The sequence below is a fragment of the Pseudomonas sp. On1 genome (genome assembly GCF_033783325.1).
In genome coordinates, this window is record NZ_JAWPOA010000001.1 from 32429 (window position 1) to 54651 (window position 22223).

Below are 22223 nucleotides of genomic sequence, written 5' to 3' on the forward strand. Positions count from 1 at the left end.
CAGTCACCGCATGGCCGACGCGAGGTTAATGATGGGCAGATAAAAGCCGATTGCGAACATCATGATGGTTAGGAGCATCATCGAAAATCCGATGACCGATGACATCTGGGCCACCTTCTCCGAATGCCGAAGGTAGTAGGCCTTTAGAGCATCAGCCATATTGCTCAGCACATTGTCGCGCCCTGCTGGTGACTGGTTGTCGAAACCCTGGAGGTTCTGAGTAATTAGGGGGGGCCACTCGGGGTTGTCGAAAACATCGGATAGCTCGCGGCCTTCAACCAGGCGTGCGTGAGCTTCTTGATAGAGAGCATGTGCACGGCCCCGGGAGCGTTGCATCATGAACTTGAAACTTTGGGGGTTGGTAAAGCCACTGCTGAGCAGTAGCTGATAAGTCTGAACAAACTCCAGGCCCATCCGCACCTTGTTCCTCTCATTGAGGAACGAGAAACCTGGCAGGTTCCTCACCATTTCCCATGCCCGAGCGCGAAACACGTAGATCCCGGCAGCGATTCCAAGCAGGACGTAGAGGTACTGGGTGTAGACAGTGTGCAGAAGCAGGATCAGCTGGCTCAGGGAATTGAGTTGCAGGTCGAGGCGCTGGACATGGATGAAGTCGTGGATAGTTCCACCCGCCCATAGCGGAATGCCAATGATGAAGCCCAGACCAAAGCATGCGTTGATCATGGCTTTCTTCATCAGAGCAGAGAACTCTTTCTTCGCTGCCAGACGTTCTGCGATTGCTTTAGATGCCCTGTTCAGGGCATCAGGCAATCGCCCTGTCTTGTCACCCGCCTCTGCCAGGAGGACCGCGGTTTCGTCGAATCGAAGAAGCGACAGGTACTCTTTTGGGGTTTGGCAAGAGTCGATTTGAGCAAATGTGATCTTCAGTGCTTTGTAGTTCACTGATTCCTGAACGGCCTTGCCGAAGGTCTTGCCTGAAGAAATTTTCGAAGCAATGGCAGACAACATAAGGACCTGCTCGACAAGGGGAAACTTCTTGTCGAGCAGGGCCGACTTAATACCCCCGAGGTGGTCGACAGCAACGCTATGGATGACTGACTCGGGGATGCCGGACATGGCAATGGCCTGTTCTTTGGTCTCCGCCTCTACACCGACGGAAACCACACCACCCGATTCACCTAGATACTTCAGTTGGTAGTAGGCCATGGCCAATCCCTTAGTTGCAGCGGTACGCCACGGTCACTTTGGTGTTACCGGTCGCCGTTGCGGAGTTCTTCACGATGTTGTTGCTCTGGTTCAGAGCGGATGCCAGATCGGCAGCAGCGCTGGTGTCGGTACTGTCGATGGTGTAGCTGATGGTCACCTGGTTGCTGGTAACAGCATCAACGGACCAGGCAGTGTTCCAGACCGTCAGGTCGGGGAGGCCGCGCTCTTTCAGCTTGGCTGCAGTGATGGTGGTCGTACTGCAGGTGTTCGTGCGGCTTACCTGCCGAGCGATGGCACCGGGGAAGTCCTTCTGCAGCTGAGTGATCGCAGTGCTCAGCTTGGAGTCCTCACGCGCCTTGAGCATGCCTGGCAGGAAGAAGGCAGTCAGGATTGCGATGACCCCCAGCACAATGGCCAGTTCGATCAGAGTAAACCCCTTCTGGCGATTACCCTTGGTACTACGTTCGATCATGGATCGTTCCTTTTATGTGAATTGCAGGCTTGCTGTTGTGCAACCAAGACCACGTGCCGACTTGTCGAGCAGCAGTCAGGCTCGACCAATTAGTTGCAGCGGTATGCCACTGTCACCTTGGTGTTGCCCGTCGCTGTCGCGGAGTTCTTCACGATGTTGTTGCTTTGGTTCAATGCTGTTGCGAGGTCAGCAGCAGCATTGGTGTCGGTGCTGTCGATGGTGTAACTGATGGTCACCTGGTTGCTGGTGACAGCATCGACGGTCCAGGCAGTGTTCCAGACCGTCAGATCGGGGAGGCCGCGCTCTTTCAGCTTGGCTGCAGTGATGGTGGTCGTGCTGCAAGTATTGGTGCGGCTCACCTGCCGGGCGATTGCACCGGGGAAGTCTTTCTGCAGCTGAGTGATCGCAGTGCTCAGCTTGGAGTCCTCACGCGCCTTGAGCATGCCCGGCAGGAAGAAAGCAGTCAGGATCGCGATGACCCCCAGCACGATGGCCAACTCGATCAGGGTGAAGCCCTTCTGGCGAACACACTTGGTATTTCGTTCGATCATTGATCTATTCCTTTCTCTGTGATTTTCCTGGGATGGACCTGGCGGTTACAGCTGTGCAACCAACGATGGAGTGCCGGCTTCGCGGATGGAGCGAATACCCGCTTTCTCCTGTCGATTCTTCGGTGCACCAACTCGATCAGAGAGGTAGGGCCGTAGCTCTTTTTCGAGCTGCTCGAATCCAATCACACCTTCGAACACCAGGCGCAAACCATCGTCCCAGAGGTCCTTGAACGTCCCTTCTGCGATTTGGGAGCGTCTCAGCAAGCTGGGGGAGATTCCATTCAAAATGGCCTCCTGAATTTCCGGCGTAAGCTCGAGTATCTCGATGACACCGCGCCGCCCTTTCAATCCGCCAGATTGGTGCGATCCGTTGTTACACACCTGACATCCTTTGGGGTTTGCTCGATAGAGCTTGAGTTCGCCGTTGCCCCCAAACACCGGGTTCGAGCCATACAAGGCGAAACGCTTATCATCAGACCGGAAGAGGTATTCGACCTTGCAACTCTTGCAGAGGCTGCGGACCAAACGCTGGGCCATGATGGCTTGCGTGTTGGTTGCGATGATGTCTGTTGGAATATCCATCCTGCCGAGGCGATCCAGCGACTCGTGGGCATTATTGGTGTGCAAGGTGGTCAAGACCAGGTGACCAGTTTGGCCGGCTTTAAAGGCGTACTCGGCGGTCTCGTTATCGCGGATCTCGCCAAGTAAGATCACGTCGGGGTCTTGACGTAGCAAGGCACGGAGCGCGGTAGCAAACGACAAATGCTTACCACATTCGGTATGCGACATTCCCTCATGTTGGATCTCCACCGGCTCTTCGATGGTGTGGTAGTTCCGGTTCGGGTCCTGACCATAGATGTCCAGGAGCATCGCATTGAGAGTTGTGGTCTTACCTGAGCCAGTAGGGCCTGTGACGATGATCAAGCCATTGGGAGCCTCGCCCAGTCGTCGAAGCAGCGCCTTGTTTTCGACTGACATGCCCAATCTTTCCAGGTTGGCCAGACTCGTGTCGTTGCCCAATAGACGAACCACGACCTTGGGGGTGCTTTCCGAACCCTTGGTGACAGGAAGCGTGCTAACCCGAAGGTTGATTTTCTTGTGGGCCGAGACCGCGAAATCAAACTTCCCATCCTGGGCTGCGTTCAGTTCCAGGGTAAGGCCGCAGTTGTTCTCGATGATCACTCGGCAAATGGCCTCGTGTATTTTGGACGTGTAGAGCTTGCGTGTCAGAAGTTCGCCGTCGATTCGCAGCCGGACTTGAACCTGATCACCTTGTGTAGGCTGAAGGTGGATATCCGAGGCATTGAGCTTTGCCGCCTCGCGCACCAGGTCTTCCACACGCTGTGTCGCGCGGGCCTTTAGCTGCTCGCTGTCATGGACCGCGCTATCGTCATCTTCAGTTTCGATGGCCTTGATCGCTTCTAAGCGGGTCAAGCTCACCACACCAACCTTCGGCTGGTGGATGTTGTTGGTCCTGGCGAACCCTGTGGCACGCTCGTGCATCCGCTTGTGGAACGGATTGGCCATGAAGATGGTGTTGCCGTAAATGAACCATGGCTCCCCCTCAGGGCCTTGAGTAATCGAGAGCCCGTCCTCCAGCTCGAAGAACACTTCACGGCCGAGCGCCTTGCCGATCGCATGGGCAACTGCTTCGTCGTCCTTGCAGACGCGGAGGATGTCGGGAACAACCTGCTCGATGACTTCAGATACTGGCTGTGTATCTGCTTGCTGTTGCGTGATTTTCCCCGCCTCAACCAGATTCCGCAGGATCTTTCGTTGAATCCCCTGGATGTTATTGCTCATGGTCAGTCGTCCGCATAGCGTTTGGATTTGGTCCAGTCGATTACCAGTTCCCGAGTGCCATCAGGACCTTTGAAAACTGCCTTATCGAGCCCGAATCGCTGGAGTGTGTAGTCGTTGACCTTTTCTCCATTGCGCACGATTCGGCGCCCTTGACTGGTCATTACTACGATCGAGTCTGCCCGAACCTCGAGGAGCGCCAGAAAGTGCTTGGCCTTGTCTTCATCGTCGTCGGGGACGTTTTTCTGAGAGGAGCCAGACTGGAATGGACCGCCTGGGGCAGCCTGTCCATTTGGTCCGCTCATCCCCAACGTAGGCTGCTCGAGCATGAAAGGTGCGGCATTGGGGATGACTGGGTTTTGACCGAACGGGAGGTCAGCTTTATCGGGCTTACTGCCTGCCTTACGCACCTCTTTACCCAGAGTTGCGATATCTGTTACGCCCAATGGAGAGCCACTTTCGTCCACAATGAAGCCGGCATCCGACATTTTCTTGTAGGAGTCAGCCATTTCAGCCTGAAGTTTCAGCTGATCTCGCTTGTACTCCATGTCCCCAATCTTTCGGCTGCGGTCGCGATGAGTGTCAGCATCGTCCGCATCTGCGAAAGCATGGATAGGGAGCACAAATTGAGCTGCCATAAGAGTGCCGATGACAAGATTTTTCATAATCAGGTACCCACGACTACAAAGTTAAGTTTCATCACTCCGTTCGCAATGGAGTAATCGTAGAGATATAAGGGGATTTCCTTTTGAAGCGACCGTACGCTTGATATCACCACCTGCGGTTCGCCTATTACTTGGCCAGGCCAACCTTTCAGCGGGCCTGAATAAGTATTCCCCATCTCCGAAGAATTGTTCGCGTCGAAGGTTTCGAACTTGAGCCCATCGAGTTCAAAGGATGCAGTAGCCTTTTTCCAAGAACTCACGAGTTTCGGGAGCTTCTCCAGCTCCGTATACCGCTGAACGTCTTGCCGTGAGGTTTCAATTACTGCATCGATCTGATCGAAGTCTCTAGGTAGAGTGCGGGTCTCTCCCATGGTCATGCTGAATCGAACGGCGCCGACTGCCACGGCTGCAATTACAATCAACATCAGATTCGAAAAGCCAAATGTTGAAATAGACAGTTTTGAGCGCTTGATAATCACTGGTTGTCGCTCCCGCCAATTTCCGAAGGGTCAATTCGAATCACGTAATTCAGGTGTGGAGTGAACTCTGAAACTATGCCTCTTACCTTCTCCGACGGATCGAATGGCAGGTATTTGCTTGTTACGAATCGGTGCAAAGTCGTAAATCCGACATGTATTTCTCCATCAGGAGAAGTTTCAAGGCCGCTATCGTAAGCAACCAACTCACTGATCTTGCCGAGCTCAGCAGAATTGTCCGGCCATTTATCTAGTCGTTCACGCAGCAACTCGCCAATCTTGGTGTCTAACTCGTCTCTTTGAATCTGCTTGGTTTTATAAATAGCCATGTCAGCGTTATAAAGCGTGTACATGCCGTAGTTATATACAAGCGTAGCGATCAGCATCAGGCCGCAGATGCTTGCGACCATATACCAGCGTTTGGTTTGGTCGTGCCGTTGCTTTTCGAATAGTTCTTGACGGGTATAGGCCGGGCTGGCGGGTAGCACCAGATCAAAATTATCAAGGCTAATACGAGAAGCATTTGAGAGGTCATAGTCCATCCACTCAGGGATGAAGTTATCTACAAACTCAGAAGAGCTCAGGATACTCGATGGCTTATGGACATCCGTACTAGAGTCCAACCGCAGGTAAAGCCCGCGGTCAGGACCCATTGGGAAAATAATGACCTCGTTCCCCAAAGGAACGAGGTTGTTGGCGAACAGGAGCTGCCAGAGTCCATACACGTTTATGCCCGGGTACGACTCCCGCATCGACTTTAGTTCATCTTCGTCGATGTAAATCGCTGGCCGGCCGTCTTCGCGTGGCCCCTCAATGATGGTATACACCTCCGACTCGCGGGAGCTGCTGAGCGCCTGCGAGCCGATGGAGTCACGGCAGATGATGACCTCTTCGCCACCAATCTGAATTGGTACGCCAAGAAGCAACTGATTCATTAGAGAGCACCCTCCACCAATGTGGGCGTGACGACCAGGACAAGCTCACGTCTGTCGAGTTGATTGTTGACGTCCTGGGTGAGAGGGTTTAGCACTGCTTTGGTGACCAGATTCTGCCAAGGCAAATGTCGAAGTGCCTGGTTCATCTTTTTTGTGATGAGACCACCAAGGTGTACTGCGCGACCTGAGCTGGTAATAAGCTGGGTGCTAAACTCCTTGAGATTAACCCGGGGGGTTTGGAACTCATAGTCTCCAATGGCAATGGTGTCATTGCCACTGAGGTTGGATATTACTGGCCAGATGTCGACCATTATTTGATCGTTGTCGAGAACCCTTACTGTAACGCTCAGCGTCACACCTACTTTTAGTCGTCCAAGTTTAGGTGTGACTGTGACATTGCCGGATTCATCTTGGGATTGCTCGACGTCAACGATATAGGTCAACTCTTCACCAGCGTAAATCTGCGCTGGAACCCCATTGCGAACGGTAATGTTAGGTTGATCAGTAAGCTCTACGCGACCAAAGTTCTCAAGAAAACGGATTAGAACATCAGCTTTGACATGGTCAGATTCATAGGTGCCTTGCACGTTCCAGAATGGATCTGTGTTATCGGTCTTTGTATTGAAAAAGTTCAGGCCAAGTGGATTTCCATTTAACGTACCTTTAACAAGTAGGTTCCAGTCAACTCCCTTCTGCTTATCGTTGTTCAGGATTACATCATAGGCCTCAACCTGAACATTTACGACCTTGGTAGCTTCGCCAATAGCTCGCTTAAAGTAGCGATCAAGAACCTTCATCTTAGAAGGCTTGCCACCTGCTGTGATGATACCTACTGAGCGAATACCTTCTATGTAAGGCTCAATTTCATCATTTGATGTCAACAAACCGAAGTCTGCGGGCGAAGGAGCATCAAAGTTCAAACCGCTCGTCATGCCGTTGTTCGAGCTGTTGTTGCTATTACCACCTACAGTTGCGCTTGAAGCACCGGGAGAGTTCTGATTACGGCCACGACTGCCACGGTCGGACTCTTTCTCAGCTCCGATGATAGTGCGGGCGCCCTCCATCACTTTCTGCCACTCGTCTTCGGAAAGTTGGAGGCCAATGGTGGTACCAGTCGCGACGTTGGAATCCTGTTGGTTGTTGGAATCGTCGTCGCCTGCTTTAGCCCCCCGAGTCTGAGTGGATGCGATGACGTTGTTGACGTTCCGGGTCGACGCGAAAGTGGCCAGGTTCCATTCTCGGGTTTCGAAATCGCTAACGATTACTCGCTTGCCTACGATCTCGATGTTCAGGTCCCGGGTCCCTTCGATGTATTCGATGAAATCTGCAAGGGTCATCCCAGCAGCAGCTACATCGATTGGATCGTTGAGGTTGACCTTGCCCTTCGGAATGATCGCGTATCCAGGCAGCGTGTCTTGCAGCACGCTTCGAAGCGGCTTGCTCTGTGCAGTTAGGAAGATCGGTCGGGCTTTCGCGATATCTTCAGTCCTGATCTCGCGTACGAAAGTGTTACCCCGAGCAGCCTGAAGAGCATCTTTCGCTTCGGGGCGCAGGGGGGCATTTTTCGCTTCTTCGGAAATGTCGAAGCTGCTGGTACATCCCAACAGGCCGGTGGCAACCAGCAGAGCCAGGGCAATGGATTTCATCTTCATGGGTGTGGCTGCCTTAGTTCGGGCGGTCGGTGATCAGGATCATGGGGGAGGGATTTCCCTGTTCGTCAGTCAGGTCCCAGAAATACTGGTAGCGAACACGGGCGTCCCGGACGGAAGCTGTGAGCTTGCGCAGGGCGATGTCACGGGCGTCAGTGGAAATGAACTCGTAGCGGCGGGTCTCAAGCTCAGGCTTGTTGTAGAAGGCCGTTTTCACACGCCAACCGACCGGCATGATCCCTTCCGCAATCTCCTTCAGAGTTGCCCCTTGGTATTCGGCCTCTACTGGTTCGTTGATGACCACGGTCGGGTCTACCCGCTCCAGGGTCACCCGTTTGCGAGCAGCTGTTTCGATCATCTCCGCGTTGTTCTCGGCCAGCATGAGAAGCTGTTTGCTTTCTGTGCGGATCTGTTCGATGTCCGTCAGCTGTGCGACCTGTACCTGATCAGCCTTCGACTGCGCCGCTCGGTTCAGTTCCAGGGCTTTTCGAATCTCGGCTTCTTGGGCCAGCAGATCCTGCTTACGCTTTGCAGCAGCCTCGATCGCCGTCTTCTGCGCAGCGATGAGGTTGCGTTCTGCTTCGCTACGTGCGGCAGTCAGGGCCTGGCGGTTTCGTTCCAGGTCTTCGAGAGTTTTCCTGTATTGCCGTTCGGTCTCTGTTTCTTCTACCGAGGCAACAGGGTTATCGATCGACAGGTCGATCATTGCCGCAGGTGCTGCAGGCGTTTGCGTGGACCGCTTGTAGTCGATGGGCTGCATCACCTGCTGCGCCCTGCCGGCTTCATAGGTGCGATCGAACGGTGAGAGGGTTTCGCTCCGCGCGAGGTGGGAATCATCAAAGGCGGAAGCGTAGGCGCCCTGGCTCAGGAGGCTGACGCCCAGGATGAGGATCGTTTTTTTCACTGCGGAGTCCCATAGAGGCTTCTGTTACCTCAATAGTGGGAAGGCAGTGCTCCAAATCCGGGGTTTGGTTGGAAAAACTTTTTCAAAACCTGCATCGTGATCTGGTGTTCACCACGTTGAGATAGTCATGTCCGCTTCTACACCGAAGGTCAAAGCCTCATCTGGGATTGTTGCCCTGATCGTCATGATTGCAGTTGTCATCTTGGGCTATGCGGCTTACTTAGAATCCACGCATAAGGCATTGGACTTTCAGGCTGAAGCCCTGTCGCCCCACTTCTACATGTTCAAGCCTCATGCTGTGGTTCAGCTCATCGCATCTGGTGGTTACGTGGGGACGCTAGTTGCCGTCCTGGTAGAAGTGCTGCACTGCATTTTCGCGGCCGCTATGGTCTACACCATTGCCAGGGTTGCAGCTTCCCGGTATTTCCGCCCGCGGAACACTCCGACTGAAACCACTGCGGTGAGCACCGATCCCTACGAGTACGAATGCTCAATTCCAGGGTCAACCATGATGATCCTGCTCAGGAACAACAAGGACCCGCGAACCGGAGAGGAAATTGGAGGGGTAACAGACCTCAACCCCTACAACCAACGCTTCTTCCGATGCAACCGAAAACAGGTAGCTCTGAGTCGTGAGCCGTCGACTCCCATTGAACACCTCGAACTGGCCGTGCATGAGTTACTAGCTGCTCATCCCACAGTCCCAGCCAGCGTCGGCGCTCACCATGCCGATGCCACGCTACGCGAGCATTCCCTCGCCATCGCCAAGGAGGTCTTGTCCTATCTGAAGCGCCAGAATGTGCAGGAACCTCTCGCTTATCTCGCTGGGCTGTCTCATGACTTGGATAAGTTATTGGCATATGCCGAGAAGGCGCCTGGCCAGTGGGTTAAGAACAAGGACGCAACACACCACAACACCTACAGCGCTTACATCGTGCGTCAGATGCCTGAGTTCGCGAAGCTCCAGCCGGAGGATCAGAACGTGCTCACCCTTGCGCTGCGCTACTACCACCATCCTGCAATGCTTCCGGTTTCTTCTGGCCCGCGGGTTGAGAAGTTGGTCCAAGCGCTGAGACACGCTGACGGTTTCGTGATCCGTGCAGAGAAGCAAGATGGTATTCGCGCAGCCAAGGAAAGCTCCCAGACTGAGGAACTGATCAGGGAGGCCATCCTGAAATTTGTCGGCGAAGCCAACATCAACAAGTTCCGGGCAACTGGAGAAGCAGAGGGTTGGACGAAGGACGCTATGGAGTTCGTCATCATTCCGATGTCACGAATCCTTGAGTCGATCGGCTCACATTTGCCGCTTGAGTTGAGCCGTCAGCTGCAGATGGGAGTTGATACCCGTACCTTCACCCACCCTGCTATTCCGGTGATGCTGGAAACCCTCGAGGGTATGGGGCTTTTGCTCCATAGCTATAATCATCATGACAGCCCATCGGGCCTGTTTGATGTGAAGATTGGAGTGATCAATTTCAATGCTTGCGTATTGCTTGACAAGGAAACCCTGCAAGAGCTTCTGCCCGGTGTTGTCGACCGTTGGGGTATGGCGAACTACAAAATTCAAGTTCGTCGCCCCACTCGAGATGGCGGCGCAGAAGAGGAATCGGGCGGTGATTGACCGCCCGATTTAGCATGCGAAACTCATATCACTTGATGCTGCTCATTCGGTCCCGAGAATGCGAAGGGCAGCCTCAGTGCGAATAGTCCTTTCCGCTCTGTCCTCATGGCCGAGGTTGTTCCAGCAGGCATACGCCTCCGGATAATGCGCCTGCCGTTCCGAGAGTCGGCACATAGTGACCTTGTACTCGTCTCCCGAAAGGTATTCTTTTGCGAACTGAGCCAGAGTCTGGTCCCTCCCGGTCTCCCAGAGGAGAGAAATCACAGTGTCGATTGCAATTTTCCTGCTCTCACCGTTGAGCCCCCAGAACTGGATTTTCAGATCGCCCTTGTCCGTTCTATAGACGTACTTGGAGAGGAGCTGCTCTGCCTCCTGGTACTGCCCTCGTTGAACAGCCTGCTGAGCCCCAAGTATTAGGCTGCGGTCCTGAATGTCCGCCGCGGTGACCGGGAATATGGTTTTGCCTCCAGTGCACCCAGTCAGGGTTAGGCAAAGAAGCAGAGCATATTTCTTCATCCCTACTACTCCTTGAAGTGGGTTACTAGAGTGAAGGCGTCCCCTGCACTGAAGAGTACATTCTGCCGGTTCTGCAGTTGCTTCAGAAGCGAAGGCTTGACCCCGAACATCCGACTTACTTCACCGTAAGTCGTCTCTGGGGTCTTGAGGAGGAAGTAGGTTGAGACGTTTTTCAGGAGGTCCGGAGTGACCTGGTCAGGCTGCTGAACCCCAGCCCAAACACCTACACCGTATCCGCGTCCTTCGGTCGCAATTCGGTTCACTGGACTCAGCGGCGAGGACGAAATTTGTTTGACGTGCTTCCCTTCGTCCGCGATCAGGATGTGGCTGGGGTACTCGGGATTGAAGAGACCAGACCTTCGAGTATCCATCACTCCCATTGCAAAGACACGACTTGCCACAATACGCATGATGATCTGCTGGTGTTCAGACGAGATATCGGTCAGGACGTATCGGTTGATTTTGCCCGCCTGCGATTTTGAAGGGTTACCGGTGAATAGACGGGATTTCACCATGCCTTGGATGATGCTGCGCAAGCCAAAAAGGGAATCCTTGGACCAGAACTCCCAGAACGTTCCATTGCCAGTGGACTTGTTCTGCAGCGCCTGGAAATCCAGATGCTTTTTGGCGTAGCCATGCAGGACTCCTTCCAAGTCATCAAGGATCTCGTTGACCTTGTCCTCGATCTCTAATGGATCTTTGCCATCCGCCTTCATCTTGACGATGGCCTTCTCCGCCTTCGACTTGGCCTGGCCATAAGCTTTCATGATGTCGGATACCGACCCCGAATCCATGCTGGCAGAGATGGAGTTGAACACGAGATCGATTTCATCAAGGACCTGATCTAAGGTCGGGGAAGGCCTGATCCAGGACTCAATGTCGTCCTGGGAAATTCCGGCTTTGCGGTACACCTCGTTCAGAATCTCTTCGAGGTAGTCCAATTGCCGCTTGCCGGTATTCGGTGCAAAAACCTTAACCAACTGCTTCATGCCTTCGACTGTCATCAGTACCCCACCCCCCTCTTTCGTCCTCGGGACTTGGAGTGGGTTAAGGGAGCTGCCTCCCTCGAAGTAGTTGAAGGTGATGTCGTTGAAGTCTTCCGGCCGAACCAGGTGGCTGAGACCAGCCTTTTCGAAACTCTCGTAGGAGAAGTCGCCTTTGATGTCCAGGACGTGGAATGTCATGCCACGGCTGTAGACGCGCGCAAGTAGATTTTGAATCGTATGCGATTTGCCTGCGCCGCTTGCCCCTTCGAAGAGGACGTTAAAGTTGCTGGATTTTGCCAGCACCCAGTCCACGGTTTGGCCACGGCTGTCGCTCCCGATCCTGATGGGATCATAGTGAGTGAGTCCAGCAATGGCCTGACTCAGCGCTGTAGGTTGGGATGGTGCAGCTTGATACATTTGATTCCCTCGAGGAATTTCAGGTCCGAGGCGATGCCCTCAGGCAGGGCAGAGTCTTGGGAAAGCCGGTGATATGGAAACTTGCATGAGGAGCATTCGAGCTCTTCTTCCTGAAGCTTCACGGAGTTGCCAGTGGTGTCGGCGATAACAGCGATGGCCTCATCTCCACCACACTCGCACTCGACGGCAAGCCCTCCTTTACTGAGCTTTACTGGACGATCGTCGAACGTACCCTTCACCTTTGCGGCAGGCGTAGCGTTCGGTGCCAGAGTGAATAGCCACTCCTGCCAGTCTTCGTCATGCAACTTCCCGATCTCTTCGCCCTTCTGCTTGACGTCTATTGCGTGCAGGATGTGTGCGAGCTCGTGAGGGATTGCTTCGTCCACCATCGTCTGCATGTCCTGCTGCAGATACAGGGGCTGAATGCGGAGTACAGCTATGCCGTGCGCCTCCCCACTGATCATCATCACATCCAAAGCGGATGAAGTTGGGTCAGTCATTGAGGGGTCGAAACGAAGGTCCAGCCAGATCCTTTCAGCTGGGAAGTCGACGTTGGTCAGCAGCCGGTTAATTTCCTTCGCAGCGAAGAGCTCGCGTGGGTATTCGGCGTTGTGCTGTTTGATGCGGGCGAAAATGGGGATTTGGGCATTCATACCCCAATAGTGGGAGTTGAGTGCCCTATTCCGCCTCTAGGACCGAGTTAGGAGTTTTTGAACATGTCAGCGATGCGGTTCCACTCCGTAAATTCCCCTGCGTTCCCGTCCTTGATCAACCGGTCCATCTGAGCGATAGGAGCAGAGTCCTGGATGAATTCGATGACATCTCTCGAGCCTTTCCAGCGTTGCATCCCAACGGCGTAGATTGCCTTTCTGCAACGCTCCAGCCTCACTGGATCTGGTTCATCCTCAGCCACACCACGATCATCGTCTTGCGTTCGCTGGGGGGCTGCTACGTTGTCCGATTTCGCATGCGAAACTGGGAAGGGAATGCTCGCCAGGTCGGTAGAGCTTGTATGCGCTTTCAGCAGCTCGAGGATCGCCACATCAGTGAATGTTGGATAGATCAGCTTGGCGTAACCAAGGCAGTAAAATTGCAGATGGATCACATCGTCATCCGATAGCCCAACCTGGATGGTCAGCGTACCTACTGCTTCCGAGTCGAACTCTGTTGCAGTAAGCATCCGGGCGAACTGGCCGTCCTGAAGAGTGAAGCCCTGGAGTCGTTTTGGAGATGCGCTCGCACGAACTATTTCGTATTCCAACCGCGGCTGCTGGTCAGAGAGCCAACGGTATAACTCACGTACCGCGCCGAGCCCAAGGTTGAGACTGAGCTTGTCCGGGTCGTCATTTAGTAGGTACCTGCCCTTCGCTTTATGGGAGAACGTGAGACGGAGTGCTGTGTGCACACTAATCGCCTCGCCGGCGGCATTCACGTCGTTTCGGATGTAGATCGCAGCGTTGAGAGCGTTATTGCTAAACACCTGGTGCGCAGCCAGGTACTTCCCCTTGGCCGGCATCTTCGGGTTGGCGGGGGTATACACCCAGCCAGAATCTGACGGCCGCCCTTTAAGATACTGTGTGTGCTCGGCCTTGAAGTCGATCAGCATGAAGCCCCCCTTTTCATGAAGCGCCGGCGGTGGAACGCGATGAGGAACAGCGCACCAGCAATCCAGACCGAGTGGGCGACTCCGCAAAGCATGTAGAACAGTTCTCGAACCAAATGATGGACCCGGGTGGCGCCCGCGCTATCAATCACGATTCGTGCCTCTCCCTTGTCCAGGTAGTAGAGCACAGCTGCGACGCCATCATCCGATAGGTCGTTGAACACACCGAAACCATGTCCTTGCGGGAATGGCTTGGGGTGAGCCCTGAAAAAGGAATCAACCCCCTTCAATTGCTCCCTAAGTTCGGGTTTGAAGGCCCCATCCTCGAATGCGGTGCCCCGCCAGCAGGTCACTTTTGCTTGCTCACATTTGGGGGCGAAAGACTCTGCAGAGGCTTCAACCAGGTTGTAGTTCGTCCAAGCGAGATCCTTTGCCCAGAGAGGAAGAACACGGTTCACGAGGACGAGGTGGAAAATGGCAGTGGTGAGACAAACACTGATCAGAGCTACCAAGATCAGGGTACGGTCCATTGTTCTCCACCGAGAGCGGGAAACCCTGATCGCCAGGCCGAAGATACCCAATGCCGCGACTCCTGCGGTGATGAACTGAGGATTTGTACCTTCATTCAGCAGTAGGTCGGCCAGGTCGAATGTCAATTCCAGTTTTACGAATGTCCAGGCGAGCAAAAGCGCTCCGCAAGTGCCGGCGGCACGCAGAGTTGGTCTGATGGATAGGAAGGCTGCGAGGAATGAAACGAAGTAGATTAGGGTGTGATCGAGGTCAGCAAGATCGAGCATGGTAGGGCTTCCAAATGGGATGCCCTAGAGGTTACCGGCAAGGCCTTGGCCTTCCAGTGAAAACGGGGGGCTGAGCGCCAGGGGGCGGATTCTCAGCCCCCTTCAGCGTGACCAGGTCCACGCGCGCCCTTGGCCGCTCCGATCTGCCGCGGAAATTACCGCAACAGCCGAACGCAGGCATCGAAGTCCCACAGCGAAGTGAGTACGTCGACTTTCTGAACGCCGCCCATAAAAGCTTTGAAGAAGGAATCATCGGCAAAGAGAACCAGCACGTGGTTCCCCGGATTCGCCATCTCGTCCGCAGGACTGAAAGCGTAATAACCCATACCAGGAAACAGCCCCTGCAGCTTCCGGTTCCAGCGCTCGATGTGATCGCGAACGAGTTCAAGCGGCATTGAGTCTGGAAACATCAACTTGGGTGCTGTGTGGCGGGCTATGTTGCCTTCCACCCCTTTGGGGAAATGGCTCTCGAGTGTGAGCCCAGAATTCCCGAAGGATTTCAGCAGGTCGTAGGCTCTGTTCGATACACCGTTCATGATTCACCTCTCGATTTCGGTTAAGGCGGACGCCACCTCCAAACGCCCTCGTCGAGGATGCTTGGAGGTGACGTCCGCCCTCCCCTAAGGGAGAGGCGGTGTCACTTCAGGCTTAGAACATCCGCAGAAGTGCGGTAACCAATCCTTCGACGGTTACTCCCACGGACCAGCCGATACCAGCCATGAACAGATACCAGCCGAGAGCGCGAGCGCTACGACTGGATGCGTCATGGTCGGTGTACATATGGAAGAATTCGCGGTCACCGAGGTTGGCTTCGCCAACAATCAGTTCCGCTTCCTCTTCCTTCTTGGAGATCCCCAGAGCCAACTTAGCGTCGTAATCGATCGCCATGGCATCCCGGGGCAAAGGACGACCTTCGTTTGCTCCCATTGCCCACAGAACCACGAAGTGGCCGTTTGCAGGGTTGAAGATCTTCACCAGCTTTTTACGGCTGACGATCCCTGTTTTCTTGTTCTCCGATTTGATGTGCTGCCAGCCCAACCGAACAATCGACTGGCCTGCATCCTCCCGAGGGAGGCTGAAGACTTTGCCGAATGTCACGCCGTTTACAGGTGGTCGTGCGGCGAAGTGCTCCTGGACCGGCCTCGGGTCAAAGACCTTCACCAGTTTCCAGACAGCCCCAGCCAGTTTCAGAACAACCACATCGGCAACAGCAGTCAGCTTTGCTTTCAGAACATGAGTCATTATGTTTCTCCTCTGGGAGCCGGGGCCCAGTTCGCACACTCGAAGGTGGCTGAATGAATTTTCAGGCCCCGCCGGCGCAGGGGTCTGTTCGCAGTGAGTTACTCGTCGCAATCAAAGTCATCGTTTTCCATGTCTCGCATGAGCGAGTTGGAAACCGGTTTCTCTTCTTTTGCTTTCCGTGCCGCTGCACGCTTGTCCCGCATCTGGTCCCGTTTGGTCAGCCTGCGGATCGTTTCCCCCTTTCGGGAGTTATCGATGAAGTCGTGCTGCGTCATGACCTGCAGGAAGGCCTGCAGGCATGCATACGGATCTTCATCCTCATCCATCATGCGCAGCCGGATGGCTAGCACATGGACGGAGTTGATGATGAGCCAGCAGCAGGGGTCAGTGAACACCGGTTCAAGAGCATCCCTCGCAGAGGTCAGCACGAACTGGCGATTGAGTTCCCAGATCATCGAGCCTCGTTTTCCGAAAACTCGACTCCCCTTGAACGGCTTGCCTACTCGGCGGTACTGGTATCCGAGCTCGTCGGTTTGCCACTTGCCATCTTTGATGACCGGTGCCATTCCAAGAGCCTTCTCCAGGCGCTCGATCGTGGAATTGTCTGAACGGGTATCCGACGTCGAGAGTGCATCCGACAAATCATCATCCTCATCCAGCTCTTTCACGCCAGGCAAATAACCGGAGGAGGACCAGAGGGCCTTCCTGTCGATTACCAGCCTAGTTGGGGCCTTTCGAACTGCTTTGGGTTTCTCAACTGCGGTTGGTTGATTGATGGCTACTCCAAACAAATCCACCGGTGCATCCGCCTCCGAGGAGGGTTGAATGGGGTTGGACAGGATGGGTTCGCCAAAGAGATCGACTTGCATAGTGCGCTCCATAGGGCGCACCACTCCCCTGACGGGGTGTGGTGGCCCGTCAGGGGTGGGAGGGAGGTATTGCTTAGAGGAACAGCGCGAAGTTCTGCGACAGAGCCGGCTTCGGCTCTTCTTGCACAACAGGCGTGGACTCAACCGCGTCCGGGACCGTGGTGTCGTCCTCTTCGTCGGTAGCTTGTGCCACTACAACCGGAGTTGCCGTGGTTTGAGCTACAGCTGCTGCAGGTGCAGCAGCGCCAGCCTGAACAGTGCTCACAACCGAAGTTGCAGGCATTGACGCCGTGGCCGCCGGAGCGGTTGAAGCGGGCTGGTTCGAAGTTGCTTGCTGAGCTTGCCCAAGGTTGGCTTGAGCAGTCGCAAGAGCTTGCTGTGCGGTGTTGCTCGCAGCAGCAGTGGTTGCTACCTGGATCAGGGGTTGGCCGTTCTTCAAGCGGTCCCAAACGATGGTCTGGTCGCGCAGTGACTTCAGGCATTCCCGCAGATTTTGGAATTCACCACCAGTGAGAAAACCGTTAGCCGGCACCTTGTCCATTTCGCTTTTCAGGGCGTCATGGAGGGGACGGATAAGCGGGTGAATGAAAGCCAGGGAGTTCAGCTTCACACACATCGCTTGAGCACGACGGACAGTTCGGGGGTTAACCTTCACTTCGCCCGATTGGCTCCCGGTTGTCTTCTTGTCGAGGGTTTCCAGGATCTCCATGGACTCTTTGCAGACGTGTTGAATGACTGCTCCGAGGACACCCTCCCGCAAAGCAACAACGCTGTCGCGTTGCGCTTCATACAGGTCCGCATCGAACTCGCCATCCTCCATTGTTACCGGAGTGACGACAAACTCGAATTTGAACCGTGCGGCTACCTCTTCCCAAGTTGGTTGGCGCTTACGAAGGTGTTCGGCCAGCAGCATTACCTGGGCAGAGTCGGCACCTTTTGCAATTGCCTTCTGGCTCATCTCCAGCAGGTGCTTGTCGCACATTGCCTGATAGCCAGGTTCATCTTTAGCGAGTTGCTGAGCCCACTCCTCCTTGATCTTGTTCAGCTCACGGATCTTGATGACCGCTTCGCTGCGGCTCATCACTGCCCCAATGGAGCACATGATGGAACCGTCTTGCTTCAGGAGGGTTTCGCCGTTTTCACGGAGCCGGGCGTAGTTACGGAGAAAGTCTTTCGGGAAGATCTTCTCAGTCACCAGCTTACGGATCTCATCGTGCAACTCTTCAACCTTGATATTCAGCACGTCGAGATCGATCTGACGATCGGCCGCCATCGCGGAAACCAGCAGGTTGATTACTACTACTTTGTTGTCATTTGCAGCGCTGATTACTTGAGTCATCGGTATTTCCTCGCACCCGCCGCGCACGGGGCATTGAGATGTACACCCGGGCGCGGAGCCGGGTGGTTTGAGATCAATGACCTCGAACAACAACCCGGCAGTGAGCCGGATTGTTGGTCCAGCTCACTGAGCAAGGAAGGCCCCCGAGGGGGCCACTGTTACAGCAGACGTAGAATCGTGCCCTCTCCCAGCGGAGTGCGCTGGGAATAGCCGTACTCTGTTTTGTCCAGCACATAGCTGTAGGTTTCACGCATCCAGCTGAAGCTCAAGACGAGGGTGTTGCCCTCATCCCGGACCCGAAGATCGCGCGCGAATGTTCCTACCTCCTCGATGTAGCCCTGGAGTTCGGCTTGGGTAAGACGAACTCCTGTGGACTCGCGACGAAAGTGCAAAACGCTGTCTACTGACCGTCCGTAGACTTGAGTTTGAGTTGCCATTGAATTGCCCTCCCCCGTCGCGCACGGGGTGATCATTGAGAACACCCGGGCGCGAGCCGGATGGTTTTCCAGCTCGTTGGAGAGAGGGAGACCGCCCCGAAGGGCGGCATCAGTGGTTACATCAGCAGCTGCTTGGCTTGCTCCAGAAGAGCTGGACCAACGTCATCTGCGGTTGCAGCAACGGCGTACGGGATACCCGCCTCTTCCAGCCAGTCCTTTCGGACCTCATTGCCGATGAGGAGGTACACCACCTTGATTCCAGCGTCGACCGCCAACGCAGTCTGTTCTGTAGCCAGGGTCGCACACGACGGAGCACCATCCGTGAGGACAAACATCAGCTTCCTCTGTGCCGGATGGCTTGCCAGGCGTTGGGCTGCTTGGAAAACCGCCTCACCAATCGGGGTGTGATTCCCGCCGGTGATGCTGTCCAGACCGCCAATGCGGTCAACCGCGTTTTGATGGGAGTCCCCGAAGGTCCTCACCACCGTGTTGAGATGGCCAGTTTTTGGAGCAAAGCCCAAGAACTCGCGTGGAGTGTCGATCCTGTGGAACACCTTCTCCATGATCAGCAGGCTCTGCTGGATGGATTTGGCAACAGTCTGCACCTCGTACTCTTTTTCATTGATAGCTTCCCCGGCAGCAATGGCCTTGGCTTTCGCCTTCGCCAACGTCGCGAGAACGCTAGGATCAACCCAGCTTGTCGAGCTGGAAAGATCTGCAAGAACAGAGACCGCTGCGGTAGGGAGTACCGTTTCCTCTTTACGTTCGAAGATACGGCTGTCTCCCATACCTGCACGGTAGAGGTGAGATTGTCCGAGCGAACCGCGGCGCGTCGAGTAGACGTCCGCTTCTTCTCGGTTTAACAGGTAGGCCTGCAGTTTCGTGGCCAGTACATTGACCTTGCGGTCTAGCGCATCAGCCAGTTCACGTGCATGTTCCTTGTCAGCAGGGCAAACAAGCATCCCTTCGACCAAGTCCTTGACCGTTCCAGCCCCCAGTGAGGGTTGGTTCTCCACATCGCTCGGTTCAACTTCGAAAGCTGGAACCGGAGCAGCATCCTGATAGTCCGGGTTGGTACCGTTCTGGATGCTAGTCGCGAGTTGCTGAATCACTTTGTCCATATCCAGGACTTCGGAATCGTCACCACCATTGCTGCTGAGCATTTGCTCGATCAACTCGGCGAGGTCGACCCCGTTTTGCCCTTGGTTGTCGCCTTGGGCATTCTCGGATTGGTTATTGGCATCAGCGTCATCCTCGCCCGGCGCACCTTGGCCATCAGCCTTGGAGTCGGACTCGTCGTCAGCTTTACCGTCATCGCTACCCTGACCACCGGCGTCACCGTTGGTAGGTTCTTGATCATCTTTCTGGCCCTGGCCTTGGCCGTTGTCAGAGGTCTGATCGTCTTCCTGATTACTCTCATCATCCCCTTGCGAGGATTGCTGATCGTCCTGGTCATCCCCTTCGTCACCTTCCGAATTGTCGTCTTCAGGTTCCTGTTGGGGCTGCTCATCCTGCTGGTCACGCTGCTGCTTCAGCATTTCGATCAGCCGAAGGGTGAGATCGCCGGCGTCTTGAGTGGAACGAACGCTCGGGTACTCAGCCAGAAGGATGGTTTCCAGGTTTTCACGCACCAGGTCGGCATGCTCACCGAAGTGGGCATCGAAGTTTTTCCGAACAGCCGCTAGAGGCTGCAGGTACTCACTCCACCGACGGCTGCGAAGGAAGCACAAGGTGTAGCTTGCAAATGCTTCTTGGGGGCTTTGGCTTCCGTCCCGGAACATGCCGCGATCGAACATGATCGCTGCTCCCTGACGGAAGAAACGCTCAGAACGTCGAGAAGACCGAGTTTGAGCGTATTCCATATACACGTCGTCGACAGCGTTCAGCAGCAGGCCCGCGAAGGCACCATGCTCCATGCTGAACTCCTGAAAAAACGGCACATCGCTGTGCATGATGTGGCCGACTTCGTGGTAACCCCAACGCTTGAACAGGATCAAGTCTTCCTCTGTCAAATTCGCCGGCAGAGACGGTAGGTACGCGACCTTACCGTCGGTGCACGGTCTGACATTCGGACGAATCACAAACTTGATCTTGGAGTTTCTTGCCAGAACACGAAGGAAGGAAATCCAACCGTCCTGGAACTGTTTCGTGGTACGTTGCAGCTTACTCATGATCAGACTCCCTTCCGGATTGCGTAGGCTTTCTGGGTGTGCTCATTGGCCTTCTCTCGCAGCACACGAAGTGCTTGAGTGGGGACCTTAAAGCGGGTGTAGATCACTTGGTCTGCAACGTACGTAGCCCGTTTCAGGTACATCCGAGCGGCAACCCGGTGGTACTTGAGCAGGACTTTGTCTTTTGCTGCTTTGATTGCTTTCTGAATCAGGTTCATGGGTATTTCCTCGCACCCGCCGCGCACGGGGCATCGAGATGATCACCCGGGCGCGGAGCCGGGTGGTTTGAGATCAATGACCTCGAACAACAACCCGGCTGTGAGCCGGATTGTTGGTCCAGCTCACTGAGCGGAGTGACTGCCCCCGAAGGGGCAGTCCGCATGGATCAGCAGGTTTCCCCGCGGATCAATTTTGCTTCCAAGTCATGACGCAGGACTTGGTGGCGATGGCTTAGAAACTGATCTTTGGCCCGCACTTGGTAGGCGGGTATTTGGATCTCGTTTGCACGGCCTTGAACCTTTTGGGCGAGGCGCGCCGCCTTACGGCGGTAGTGCGCACTCATCAAACGGTGGTAGGCATGCAGCACAACGCCAATCCAGAACTTGTCCAGAGCAGCATCCAGTTTCGCGATTGCGATTTTCATGGTCTTACCTCTCACCCGCCGCGCACGGGCAATGTAGAAAAAAGCCCGGGCGCGGTGCCGGGCTCGTTAGAACAAACCCGGCATGAGCCGGATTTGTCCAGCTCACAAGGAGGGAGGCCCATGGGGCCTAGTTATAAGAACAGGGACATACCGATGTTGGTGGGCACCGAAACCTTTGTCCTGGAGCCACCTAGTAGACTGGCATCTTCAAGCACCTTCAGAAGGCCAGGGAACGTCTTGTACCAGTCCATTTCTTGAACGGACTGGCGTTGGAACGGTCGCTGGAAATCGAGGGTGTAGTCAGAGTCACTCGTTACCGAGAACTCGGCTCCGGCTTTGTTGAGCTCGGCAAGAAAAGCCCGTGCACAGACATCCAAAACCGACTCTTGGGTTCTAAATCGCCATAACCCCTTCCCGCTTGGCAGCAGGTTGGTGCTGTCGATAAAGCCCCTTTCCTCGAAAATTTCACGCCCCTTCGGGGACATGGTTTCCCAGTCCCGTATCGAGGCGATGCCTTTACGAATCGAAGCCCCGTTCAAAGCGACTTCAAACTCATTGCCTACCATCCTGAAAGCTAGGGGATGACCCGCATCGATGAGCACCCGAACTACATTCTCTAAGTGGGCAAGCCCCTCATTGAACTGCTCTGCAGTGCAGCTTTTGACACGGACATAGATTCCCCGGCTTAGGAGGTCAAACTCAGCGACTATCGACTGAGCTGCATCGAGTTCCACGGGGGAATGATCGATTGGCTGCGACGAATAGCCGTTGCTTCGAGCGTCGGCAACTTGGGCACAAACATGCTCCCACGCTTCCTCCGCTGTTCCGCAGAGCAACTCCTTCTTACCGGAAACACCTCGCATGACTGAACCTTCCCACACTGTCACGAGGAACGTATTCACGTCCCCACGTACAGCGATGAAACGTCCCGAATCGTTCGTCAGGTAGAACATCACCTACCTC

Annotated in this window: 24 protein-coding genes; 1 reads left to right on the top strand and 23 read right to left on the bottom strand. The window is 54.8% G+C overall.

Annotation, left to right across the window (positions count from 1 at the left end; all coding sequences use genetic code 11):
- Positions 1 to 3: 3 nt before the first annotated feature.
- From R5C80_RS00145 to R5C80_RS00185, 9 genes are all read right to left on the bottom strand, one after another.
- Positions 4 to 1167 (bottom strand): type II secretion system F family protein, encoded by a 1164-nt coding sequence (locus R5C80_RS00145; RefSeq protein ID WP_209419125.1) that lies wholly within the window; start codon positions 1165 to 1167, stop codon positions 4 to 6.
- Positions 1168 to 1177: 10 nt separating this feature from the next.
- On the bottom strand, positions 1178 to 1639 hold the full coding sequence (locus R5C80_RS00150; protein WP_021263644.1) for a type II secretion system protein: 462 nt from the start codon (positions 1637 to 1639) through the stop codon (positions 1178 to 1180).
- An 89-nt stretch (positions 1640 to 1728) separates the two neighbouring features.
- Positions 1729 to 2190: a type II secretion system protein gene (locus tag R5C80_RS00155; protein ID WP_209419124.1), complete on the bottom strand. Its 462-nt coding sequence runs from the start codon at positions 2188 to 2190 to the stop codon at positions 1729 to 1731.
- Between the two features lie 45 nt (positions 2191 to 2235).
- Complete coding sequence (locus R5C80_RS00160; protein WP_282853622.1) at positions 2236 to 3993, bottom strand: GspE/PulE family protein; 1758 nt, start codon at positions 3991 to 3993, stop codon at positions 2236 to 2238.
- Positions 3994 to 3995: 2 nt separating this feature from the next.
- The gene (locus R5C80_RS00165; protein ID WP_209419122.1) at positions 3996 to 4655 is read right to left on the bottom strand and encodes a hypothetical protein; all 660 of its coding nucleotides are present in this window, start codon (positions 4653 to 4655) and stop codon (positions 3996 to 3998) included.
- A gap of 2 nt (positions 4656 to 4657) precedes the next feature.
- The gene (locus R5C80_RS00170; protein WP_209419121.1) at positions 4658 to 5134 is read right to left on the bottom strand and encodes a hypothetical protein; all 477 of its coding nucleotides are present in this window, start codon (positions 5132 to 5134) and stop codon (positions 4658 to 4660) included.
- Positions 5131 to 6066, bottom strand: coding sequence for a hypothetical protein (locus R5C80_RS00175; RefSeq protein WP_319049634.1), 936 nt, complete (start codon positions 6064 to 6066; stop codon positions 5131 to 5133). Before R5C80_RS00175 ends, R5C80_RS00170 begins: the two co-directional genes overlap by 4 nt.
- Entirely contained in the window at positions 6066 to 7718 is a 1653-nt protein-coding gene (locus R5C80_RS00180) for a pilus assembly protein (protein WP_319049635.1), read from the bottom strand. The genes R5C80_RS00175 and R5C80_RS00180 overlap by 1 nt, the downstream gene beginning before the upstream one ends.
- 13 nt (positions 7719 to 7731) lie before the next feature.
- The gene (locus R5C80_RS00185) at positions 7732 to 8619 is read right to left on the bottom strand and encodes a hypothetical protein (RefSeq protein ID WP_319049636.1); all 888 of its coding nucleotides are present in this window, start codon (positions 8617 to 8619) and stop codon (positions 7732 to 7734) included.
- Between the two features lie 127 nt (positions 8620 to 8746).
- Here R5C80_RS00185 and R5C80_RS00190 point away from each other — a divergent pair, with 127 nt between their 5' ends.
- Positions 8747 to 10240, top strand: coding sequence for a hypothetical protein (locus tag R5C80_RS00190; RefSeq protein ID WP_319049637.1), 1494 nt, complete (start codon positions 8747 to 8749; stop codon positions 10238 to 10240).
- A gap of 42 nt (positions 10241 to 10282) precedes the next feature.
- Here the strand turns inward: R5C80_RS00190 and R5C80_RS00195 are convergent, their stop codons facing one another.
- The 14 genes from R5C80_RS00195 to R5C80_RS00260 all read right to left on the bottom strand — a co-directional run bounded on the left by R5C80_RS00195 (position 10283) and on the right by R5C80_RS00260 (position 22213).
- Positions 10283 to 10756, bottom strand: coding sequence for a hypothetical protein (locus R5C80_RS00195; protein ID WP_272837756.1), 474 nt, complete (start codon positions 10754 to 10756; stop codon positions 10283 to 10285).
- 5 nt (positions 10757 to 10761) lie between these two features.
- Positions 10762 to 12159: a helicase HerA domain-containing protein gene (locus R5C80_RS00200; RefSeq protein WP_010792572.1), complete on the bottom strand. Its 1398-nt coding sequence runs from the start codon at positions 12157 to 12159 to the stop codon at positions 10762 to 10764.
- Positions 12123 to 12812 carry a hypothetical protein gene (locus tag R5C80_RS00205; protein ID WP_010792573.1) on the bottom strand — a complete coding sequence of 230 codons (690 nt, stop codon included), beginning with the start codon at positions 12810 to 12812 and terminating at the stop codon, positions 12123 to 12125. Before R5C80_RS00205 ends, R5C80_RS00200 begins: the two co-directional genes overlap by 37 nt.
- 47 nt (positions 12813 to 12859) lie before the next feature.
- Complete coding sequence (locus R5C80_RS00210) at positions 12860 to 13765, bottom strand: hypothetical protein (protein WP_209419115.1); 906 nt, start codon at positions 13763 to 13765, stop codon at positions 12860 to 12862.
- Positions 13759 to 14559, bottom strand: a complete 801-nt coding sequence (locus R5C80_RS00215) for a hypothetical protein (protein ID WP_319049638.1) — start codon at positions 14557 to 14559, stop codon at positions 13759 to 13761. Before R5C80_RS00215 ends, R5C80_RS00210 begins: the two co-directional genes overlap by 7 nt.
- A gap of 155 nt (positions 14560 to 14714) precedes the next feature.
- Entirely contained in the window at positions 14715 to 15095 is a 381-nt protein-coding gene (locus tag R5C80_RS00220; RefSeq protein WP_010792576.1) for a hypothetical protein, read from the bottom strand.
- Between the two features lie 112 nt (positions 15096 to 15207).
- Complete coding sequence (locus R5C80_RS00225) at positions 15208 to 15801, bottom strand: hypothetical protein (protein ID WP_209419112.1); 594 nt, start codon at positions 15799 to 15801, stop codon at positions 15208 to 15210.
- A gap of 98 nt (positions 15802 to 15899) precedes the next feature.
- Positions 15900 to 16670, bottom strand: a complete 771-nt coding sequence (locus R5C80_RS00230) for a hypothetical protein (RefSeq protein ID WP_010794197.1) — start codon at positions 16668 to 16670, stop codon at positions 15900 to 15902.
- 73 nt (positions 16671 to 16743) lie between these two features.
- The gene (locus tag R5C80_RS00235) at positions 16744 to 18009 is read right to left on the bottom strand and encodes a DUF3150 domain-containing protein (protein ID WP_058201940.1); all 1266 of its coding nucleotides are present in this window, start codon (positions 18007 to 18009) and stop codon (positions 16744 to 16746) included.
- A gap of 158 nt (positions 18010 to 18167) precedes the next feature.
- Entirely contained in the window at positions 18168 to 18446 is a 279-nt protein-coding gene (locus R5C80_RS00240; RefSeq protein WP_023111008.1) for a hypothetical protein, read from the bottom strand.
- 116 nt (positions 18447 to 18562) lie between these two features.
- The gene (locus R5C80_RS00245) at positions 18563 to 20617 is read right to left on the bottom strand and encodes a hypothetical protein (RefSeq protein WP_319049639.1); all 2055 of its coding nucleotides are present in this window, start codon (positions 20615 to 20617) and stop codon (positions 18563 to 18565) included.
- Between the two features lie 2 nt (positions 20618 to 20619).
- The gene (locus R5C80_RS00250) at positions 20620 to 20835 is read right to left on the bottom strand and encodes a hypothetical protein (RefSeq protein WP_023111010.1); all 216 of its coding nucleotides are present in this window, start codon (positions 20833 to 20835) and stop codon (positions 20620 to 20622) included.
- A 167-nt stretch (positions 20836 to 21002) separates the two neighbouring features.
- Positions 21003 to 21260: a hypothetical protein gene (locus R5C80_RS00255; RefSeq protein ID WP_209419108.1), complete on the bottom strand. Its 258-nt coding sequence runs from the start codon at positions 21258 to 21260 to the stop codon at positions 21003 to 21005.
- Positions 21261 to 21391: 131 nt separating this feature from the next.
- Complete coding sequence (locus R5C80_RS00260) at positions 21392 to 22213, bottom strand: hypothetical protein (protein WP_209419107.1); 822 nt, start codon at positions 22211 to 22213, stop codon at positions 21392 to 21394.
- Between the last annotated feature and the right edge of the window lie 10 nt (positions 22214 to 22223).

Bases quoted from the DNA above. Each gene is read 5' to 3' on its own strand.
- R5C80_RS00255 (WP_209419108.1), bottom strand. From the start codon at position 21,260: ATGAAAATCGCAATCGCGAAACTGGATGCTGCTCTGGACAAGTTCTGG.
- R5C80_RS00175 (WP_319049634.1), bottom strand. From the start codon at position 6,066: ATGAATCAGTTGCTTCTTGGCGTACCAATTCAGATTGGTGGCGAAGAG.
- R5C80_RS00205 (WP_010792573.1), bottom strand. From the start codon at position 12,812: ATGAATGCCCAAATCCCCATTTTCGCCCGCATCAAACAGCACAACGCC.
- R5C80_RS00235 (WP_058201940.1), bottom strand. From the start codon at position 18,009: ATGACTCAAGTAATCAGCGCTGCAAATGACAACAAAGTAGTAGTAATC.
- R5C80_RS00145 (WP_209419125.1), bottom strand. From the start codon at position 1,167: ATGGCCTACTACCAACTGAAGTATCTAGGTGAATCGGGTGGTGTGGTT.
- R5C80_RS00165 (WP_209419122.1), bottom strand. From the start codon at position 4,655: ATGAAAAATCTTGTCATCGGCACTCTTATGGCAGCTCAATTTGTGCTC.
- R5C80_RS00190 (WP_319049637.1), top strand. From the start codon at position 8,747: ATGTCCGCTTCTACACCGAAGGTCAAAGCCTCATCTGGGATTGTTGCC.
- R5C80_RS00150 (WP_021263644.1), bottom strand. From the start codon at position 1,639: ATGATCGAACGTAGTACCAAGGGTAATCGCCAGAAGGGGTTTACTCTG.
- R5C80_RS00195 (WP_272837756.1), bottom strand. From the start codon at position 10,756: ATGAAGAAATATGCTCTGCTTCTTTGCCTAACCCTGACTGGGTGCACT.
- R5C80_RS00220 (WP_010792576.1), bottom strand. From the start codon at position 15,095: ATGAACGGTGTATCGAACAGAGCCTACGACCTGCTGAAATCCTTCGGG.
- R5C80_RS00230 (WP_010794197.1), bottom strand. From the start codon at position 16,670: ATGCAAGTCGATCTCTTTGGCGAACCCATCCTGTCCAACCCCATTCAA.
- R5C80_RS00160 (WP_282853622.1), bottom strand. From the start codon at position 3,993: ATGAGCAATAACATCCAGGGGATTCAACGAAAGATCCTGCGGAATCTG.
- R5C80_RS00200 (WP_010792572.1), bottom strand. From the start codon at position 12,159: ATGTATCAAGCTGCACCATCCCAACCTACAGCGCTGAGTCAGGCCATT.
- R5C80_RS00155 (WP_209419124.1), bottom strand. From the start codon at position 2,190: ATGATCGAACGAAATACCAAGTGTGTTCGCCAGAAGGGCTTCACCCTG.
- R5C80_RS00180 (WP_319049635.1), bottom strand. From the start codon at position 7,718: ATGAAGATGAAATCCATTGCCCTGGCTCTGCTGGTTGCCACCGGCCTG.
- R5C80_RS00215 (WP_319049638.1), bottom strand. From the start codon at position 14,559: ATGCTCGATCTTGCTGACCTCGATCACACCCTAATCTACTTCGTTTCA.
- R5C80_RS00245 (WP_319049639.1), bottom strand. From the start codon at position 20,617: ATGAGTAAGCTGCAACGTACCACGAAACAGTTCCAGGACGGTTGGATT.
- R5C80_RS00250 (WP_023111010.1), bottom strand. From the start codon at position 20,835: ATGAACCTGATTCAGAAAGCAATCAAAGCAGCAAAAGACAAAGTCCTG.
- R5C80_RS00260 (WP_209419107.1), bottom strand. From the start codon at position 22,213: ATGTTCTACCTGACGAACGATTCGGGACGTTTCATCGCTGTACGTGGG.
- R5C80_RS00225 (WP_209419112.1), bottom strand. From the start codon at position 15,801: ATGACTCATGTTCTGAAAGCAAAGCTGACTGCTGTTGCCGATGTGGTT.
- R5C80_RS00240 (WP_023111008.1), bottom strand. From the start codon at position 18,446: ATGGCAACTCAAACTCAAGTCTACGGACGGTCAGTAGACAGCGTTTTG.
- R5C80_RS00210 (WP_209419115.1), bottom strand. From the start codon at position 13,765: ATGCTGATCGACTTCAAGGCCGAGCACACACAGTATCTTAAAGGGCGG.